At 35.2% G+C, this 6,440-nt stretch carries 6 protein-coding genes; all 6 read right to left on the bottom strand.

All coding sequences use genetic code 11. The annotated features are described in order from the left end of the window. Positions 1 to 228: 228 nt before the first annotated feature. Positions 229 to 1,563: a radical SAM/SPASM domain-containing protein gene (locus CD155_RS05075; protein WP_070832978.1), complete on the bottom strand. Its 1,335-nt coding sequence runs from the start codon at positions 1,561 to 1,563 to the stop codon at positions 229 to 231. A 63-nt stretch (positions 1,564 to 1,626) separates the two neighbouring features. Beyond that, a complete protein-coding gene (locus CD155_RS05070; RefSeq protein ID WP_020361779.1) occupies positions 1,627 to 1,758 on the bottom strand; it encodes a subtilosin A family bacteriocin in 132 nt (43 codons plus the stop codon). A 163-nt stretch (positions 1,759 to 1,921) separates the two neighbouring features. Then, positions 1,922 to 2,482, bottom strand: a complete 561-nt coding sequence (gene kdpC, locus CD155_RS05065; protein WP_103212716.1) for a K(+)-transporting ATPase subunit C — start codon at positions 2,480 to 2,482, stop codon at positions 1,922 to 1,924. An 18-nt stretch (positions 2,483 to 2,500) separates the two neighbouring features. Next, complete coding sequence (locus tag CD155_RS05060) at positions 2,501 to 4,522, bottom strand: K(+)-transporting ATPase subunit B (protein WP_103212711.1); 2,022 nt, start codon at positions 4,520 to 4,522, stop codon at positions 2,501 to 2,503. An 18-nt stretch (positions 4,523 to 4,540) separates the two neighbouring features. Next, complete coding sequence (gene kdpA / locus CD155_RS05055) at positions 4,541 to 6,217, bottom strand: potassium-transporting ATPase subunit KdpA (protein WP_103212710.1); 1,677 nt, start codon at positions 6,215 to 6,217, stop codon at positions 4,541 to 4,543. A 20-nt stretch (positions 6,218 to 6,237) separates the two neighbouring features. Further along, positions 6,238 to 6,318 carry a potassium-transporting ATPase subunit F gene (locus CD155_RS05050; protein WP_037541769.1) on the bottom strand — a complete coding sequence of 27 codons (81 nt, stop codon included), beginning with the start codon at positions 6,316 to 6,318 and terminating at the stop codon, positions 6,238 to 6,240. Between the last annotated feature and the right edge of the window lie 122 nt (positions 6,319 to 6,440).

Here is a 6,440-nt window from a genome sequence, read left to right as displayed (position 1 = left end):
GTTGTAAATTTATATTTTCTAAAATAAATTCTTTGTCGTACCAAACATATAAGTCAGAGATTTTTATCATTATTAACACCTTGTATTAATCTTAATAAAAATACGATAAAGATAATTCCAAAAATAGCTGAGAAAACCCAATCTTTTTTCACTATGAACACTATTGTTGAAATCACAAAAATTATAACTATTATTAATCTCAATAAATTTTTTGACATATTACCACTCCTAAATATTTTCCATCAGTGGCTCAAGTTTTTGTTCTTTGACCCAGCTGCATTTATCTTTTCGATGATTTTTATTTGTGTTTAGTCCTTTTAAGTAACATCCTGTACAGTAATCACTGAATGGACATTCTTTTGAACACAAACTAGAACTTTGAGGCGATTGTAATTTCCATAACTTATTGACAATATCACTAGAGAAAACTTCTTCATAGCTAGAATCTTTTAAATTACCAATTTTAAATTCTTTTGGAAATAATGCACAAGGTCTTACATTACCGTTAGGATCCATAACTATTGACCGCCATCCAGCGCCACAATTATTAGCTTTATTTTCATTAATTGGTATAAGTGGAATAATATCTTTATTTTCTTTTAAAACATTTACCTCAAATTCTTTAAATGAAATATCATTTTGTTTATTTAACTTCATTTCATCTATTGATTTTCCTCGACCAAAGTCATCAATCCAATTGTAAGCAAATGCTTGTGCTCCTAACTCTCTGACTAATTTAGCCATGTCTTTTATTTCCCACATATTATCTTCGTAAATAGACATACCTACTCTTACAAAAATACCTCTATCGGCTAATCTTTTAATATTTTTACAAGTTAGTTGATGTGCTCTAGGATGTTGTCGAAACTCATTATGTGATTCTGGATTAACACTATCTAATGATATACCTACTATAATCTTATCCTTATATTTTGTAAGCAAATCTAATACGTCTTGTCTTAAAATAGTAGCATTGGTTAATATGCCTACTTTATGAAACTTATTTAATGCATATTCTATTATCTCTTTTGCATTTTGGTGGACAAATGTTTCTCCCCCAGTAATTTCACACGTTAAAACCCCTTTGTCATACATTTCATCTGCTATTTTTTTAAACTCGTCAAAACTTAAAGTATCTTTAACAGATGGAGAACTTTCTAAATAACAGTGTTTACATTCTAAATTACATTTGTGAGTTATCTCAAAAGTTGTATGAAGTGGTGTAATATGCTCTTTAGAACCTGTTAAGTTAATTGGGCCTTTATTACTATTTTGTGTGAGTGTAACTAATTCCTTACTGTATAATTCTTTTATTAACTCACTGTACCAATTAATATGGTCCTTAAGTTCACAATCATACTTAATGCACATGTCTTGAATAATATCTATCATCTTTTTACTACCATCAAAGTAGGTACATGCTTCAAACGCAGAAGAATTTAAATCTAAATATTCAAACTCTAACATATCGAATTTGGCATCTCTGAAGCTCATTTCTATTACTCCGCCTTCTGGGAGTTGATGCAACCTAACGTTTTCATTAAACTTTATATATCTTTGCATATAGAAATCCCCTTTAAAAATCGAGTGTAACGACAAGTCGCTACACCCATAGTAAATACTCAATTAAGAAGCCATACCGAATGTACCTGTAATACCAGCTACTTCAAAATCAGGAATAGGACCATCAGCTAGACAAGCAGCACCAACCGCACATGCTGAGCAACCTTTGTTGCTAACCATTACACCTTGTTCCATAGCACTTCCTCCTCTCGTGTCTGACTTCTAATTCTAAGTTTAGGCTATCTATTAATAAATTTATGTGACGCTAGTCACAAAAAACGAATATTTTTATTTTTCTGCAAATAAGAGCTAATTAAAATAGCATTTTTCATTGAGCAAGGGTATTCCTAAAATACTTCTATTTTACTTTATCTAATTCAATATTTATTTTTAATACATTCACGTAGTCTTCGGTCATGGGTGAGGTTTGTTTGTTGTGTTGGATGATTCGCTCAATTGTGACTTGATCGATACCTCGTGCTTTAGCAATTCTTTTCACTTGAGCTTTAGCGTTAGTCACAGTGATGTCTGGATCTAATCCCGAACCTGAAGCACTAACGGCATCGTTAGTAAGATGATTCCCCTCTTTGTGAATCGTCTCTTCAACGCGTTGTTTAAGTTGAGGATTAGAATTGGCAAGGTTTGAGCCTCCTGATGCAGGTCCTCCGTTATCTTTAACTTGTTGTGCATCCATATTATAATTCACTGCACTTATACGACCATGAAAATATTTAGGACTATGCCATTGTTGACCAATCAATTCTGAACCGATTACTTTACTGTCTTGTTTGATTAAACTCCCATTCGCTTGGTGGGGAAATGTGATTTGGCCTATCGCTGTCACTGTGAGTGGAAATAACAATCCACATAACACAAACATGGCAATCATAAGTCCAGCACTTTTTCGTATTGTTTGTATCATTTTTCTCCTCCTCCTCTAAACGACGTATTGAATCACTAAATCAATCAATTTGATACCGATAAATGGAACAATCATGCCACCTAGACCATAAACGAACATATTTTTCATTAAAATTGTTTGTGTAGACGCGCCTTTAAATTGCACACCTTTCATCGCAATTGGAATCAACAACACAATAATCAAGGCATTGAATATTAATGCTGAAAGCACTGCTGATTCGGGTGAATAAAGGTGCATAATGTTTAGATGATTCATTGCTGGCATAGCAGACATGAACATGGCTGGTAATATCGCAAAGTATTTCGCAATATCGTTGGCAATACTAAATGTGGTTAAAGACCCTCGTGTCATCAATAATTGTTTACCTATTAAGACAACCTCCATTAATTTCGTAGGATTAGAATCTAAATCGATTAAATTGGCAGCCTCTTTTGCGCTCGTAGTTCCAGAGTTCATAGCTAATCCTACATTGGCTTCAGCTAAAGCAGGCGCGTCATTCGTACCATCACCTGTCATTGCAACAATGTGCCCCTTTGCTTGTTCTTCTCTAATGACCTTAATTTTATCTTCAGGTTTACATTCGGCTATAAACCGATCTACGCCCGCTTCTTTAGCTATTGTTGCAGCGGTAAGTGCGTTATCACCTGTGGACATAACGGTTTCGATGCCCATCTCACGTAATTCTTGAAATCGTTCAACGAGTCCGTCTTTAATCACATCTTTTAAATAAATCACTCCTAAGATTTCATTATCTTCAATCACGACAAGCGGTGTGCCGCCTTTTTTAGACACCTCGGTGACCTGGACGTCTAAATCTTCAGGTATGTGTCCGCCCGCTTCTCTCACACGTTTAACCATACTGTTAGGCGCCCCCTTATAGACTTCACGGTTGGCAAACTTCACGCCACTCATACGTGTTTCAGCAGTAAATGGATAATATTCACCTGTTTCATGCGGTAAATCAATATTTTGTCCTTTAGCGAGTTCGACAATACTGCTACCTTCAGGCGTGTCATCTTCTACAGAACTTTCATATGCAGCTTTGACTAATCTTTCATATGTTGATGATGCAACAGGTATAAATGCGTTTGCCATACGATTTCCATACGTAATTGTTCCAGTTTTATCTAAAATTAATACATTCACATCGCCACATGTTTCTACTGAACGACCACTTTTAGCTAAAATATTAAACTGAGTCACACGATCCATCCCAGCGATACCAATAGCTGATAGCAAACCACCAATGGTTGTAGGTATCAAACACACGGTTAAAGCAATCAACATCACGATGGATAAATCAAAGTGTAGAAACTTGGCTAACGGATACATGGTTAAAATCACGACTAAAAAGATAATAGTTAATGTCATTAGAAGTGTGAAAAGTGCAATTTCATTTGGTGTTTTCTTTCTTGTCGCGCCTTCAACGAGATGAATCATTTTATCAAGGAATGATTGTCCTGGTTCAGATGTAATTTCTATTTCTAACCAGTCAGATGCGATAGATGTACCACCAATGACATTATTGAAATCTCCACCACTCTCTTTAATCACAGGTGCCGATTCGCCTGTAATTGCGGACTCATCTACTGTTGCTAAACCTTTAATGACTTGACCATCATTTGGAATTTGTTCACCTGTTTCAACACGGACGATGTCGCCTTTTTTCAATTTACTGGCATCGATGATTTCATAACTACCGTCATCTTTAATCAGACGTGCTGTCATTTCTATTTGTGTTTGACGTAAAGCATTGGCTTGAGCTTTCCCGCGACCTTCTGCCAATGCTTCTGAGAAATTTGCAAAGATTAAAGTTAATAATAATATGATGAAGATACTTAACACATACATGCGTGATACATTTTCTTGAATAAATAAATCGGGAAAGAATGTTAAAACCAATGAAAGTAGCATACCTACTTCTACAACAAACATAATCGGGTTTTTAATCATATATTTAGGATTTAATTTTAGAATACTTTCTTTTAATGCTTGTTTAACCAAGCTGGATTCAAATATTTTTGTCGTTTCCATCATTTTCAAATACTCCTTTCATCAAGAATGCATCAATAGCTGTTCGCCTATAGGTCCAAGCATTAAATCTGGCAAGAAGGTTAAGCCACTGAACAAAATGATGAAGATGATTAATACAGTGCTAAAGAATGCATTATTAATAGGAACATCTTGGGTGTGATGTTGATACGTTTTCTTGTTTACCAGACTTGAGACAATCAATAATTGTAAAACGATTGGCACATACCGTGCGATTAACATGACGATACCTGTAGAAATATTCCAGAATATCGTATTATCTTTTAACCCTTCAAAGCCTGAACCATTGTTAGCAGATGAAGATGTAAATTCATATAACATTTGTGATATACCATGGAATTGTGGATTTGTTATCGCATCTTTAGCACCCGGAACGATAAATGCCAATGCTGAAAATATTAAAATCAATAATGGATGTACTAAAAATGTCAAAGCAATCCATTTCATCTCTTTAGCTTCAATCTTCATTCCTAAATAACTTGGTGTCTTACCAATCATTAAACTGCATATAAAGACGGTTAACATGACATAAATCAACATGTTCATCAGGCCGACGCCTTCACCGCCGAAGACTGCGTTTAACATCATTAATATCATTGGCACCATGCCACCTAAGGGCGTTAGACTGTCGTGCATATTATTGACCGTTCCTGTTGTGAAAGCTGTCGTAATTGTTGTAAATAGTGCCGACTGACCAATGCCAAAGCGTGTTTCTTTACCTTCCATATTGCCACCGTCGATACCTAAATGATGTAATACAGGATTACCTGCAAATTCAAAGTGCAGGCAGACGAGTAAAAACGCAATAAATAATGTGAACATGGCAATAAATATCATCAGTGCATGCGGATGAATTTGTTTTTTCGTTTTCAGCATTCTACCGAACAAGAATACTAACGAACCCGGAATAAGCATCATACTTAAAGCCTCTGCGAAATTAGACCAGTATGTTGGATTCTCAAAAGGTGTAGATGAGTTCGCACCTAGGAAACCGCCACCATTGGTTCCAAGATGTTTAATTGCTTCAAGTGACGCAATCGGTCCGTAAGCAATAGTTTGTTTAACGCCTGACATCGTTTCTACAACTAAGTTACCTTTCAATGTTTGTGGTGTGCCTTGGCTAATTAGAAATAAACTAATGATAAACGCAAATGGAATTAAGACACGCACAATAAAGCGCGTCATGTCTTGATAGAAATTTCCAATGACGTCTGTCACGCCAGTTAATCTTCTCAACATTGCGATACATACTGCGTAACCTGAAGCAGCTGAGGTGAACATTAAACATGTAATCACGCCCATTTGTGTGAAATAGGTTAAGCCTGTTTCTCCCGCATAATGTTGTAAATTGGTATTCGTTAGAAATGACGCTACCGTATTAAACGCTAGCGACACCGATTGATTTAAGTTGTGGTTCGGGTTCAACCATAGCCATTGCTGTGTGAGTAGTAAGATGAAGGCAAATACACCCGTTAAACCGTTAAACCATAAAAAGTGTTTCAAATATGTTTTACTTGACATATGCTCTAATTGTGTACCGATCAATTTGTAAATTAACTTTTCAATAGGATGAAATAAGATATCTATCTTCGTCGGAACAGTGAGCGCTACTGTATATAAATATCGACTCACAAAATATGCAAGAACGATAAATGTAATTAAGAATAGAACAATACTCATGATGCTTCCCTCTTTCGCTATTAGAATTTTTCACTCCAAAGTAATGCATAAAATAGGAATAGAATTAATCCGATGACCACGAAGGCTAATAATGTAATCATTGTGCTCTCCTCACTTTCATGGTCATCTTAGCAAGAGCGATATAATCAAAGTATTAACATTTGAACAAAGTTATTAAGAAAATATAAAGATGAGGTATAAAATTAAAATAAAAATGGATAAT

Source organism: Staphylococcus caprae (assembly GCF_002902725.1).
GTDB lineage: Bacteria > Bacillota > Bacilli > Staphylococcales > Staphylococcaceae > Staphylococcus > Staphylococcus caprae.
The sequence above is the reverse complement of the archived record's forward strand: the minus strand, read 5'-3'. Positions and strand labels throughout refer to the sequence as shown.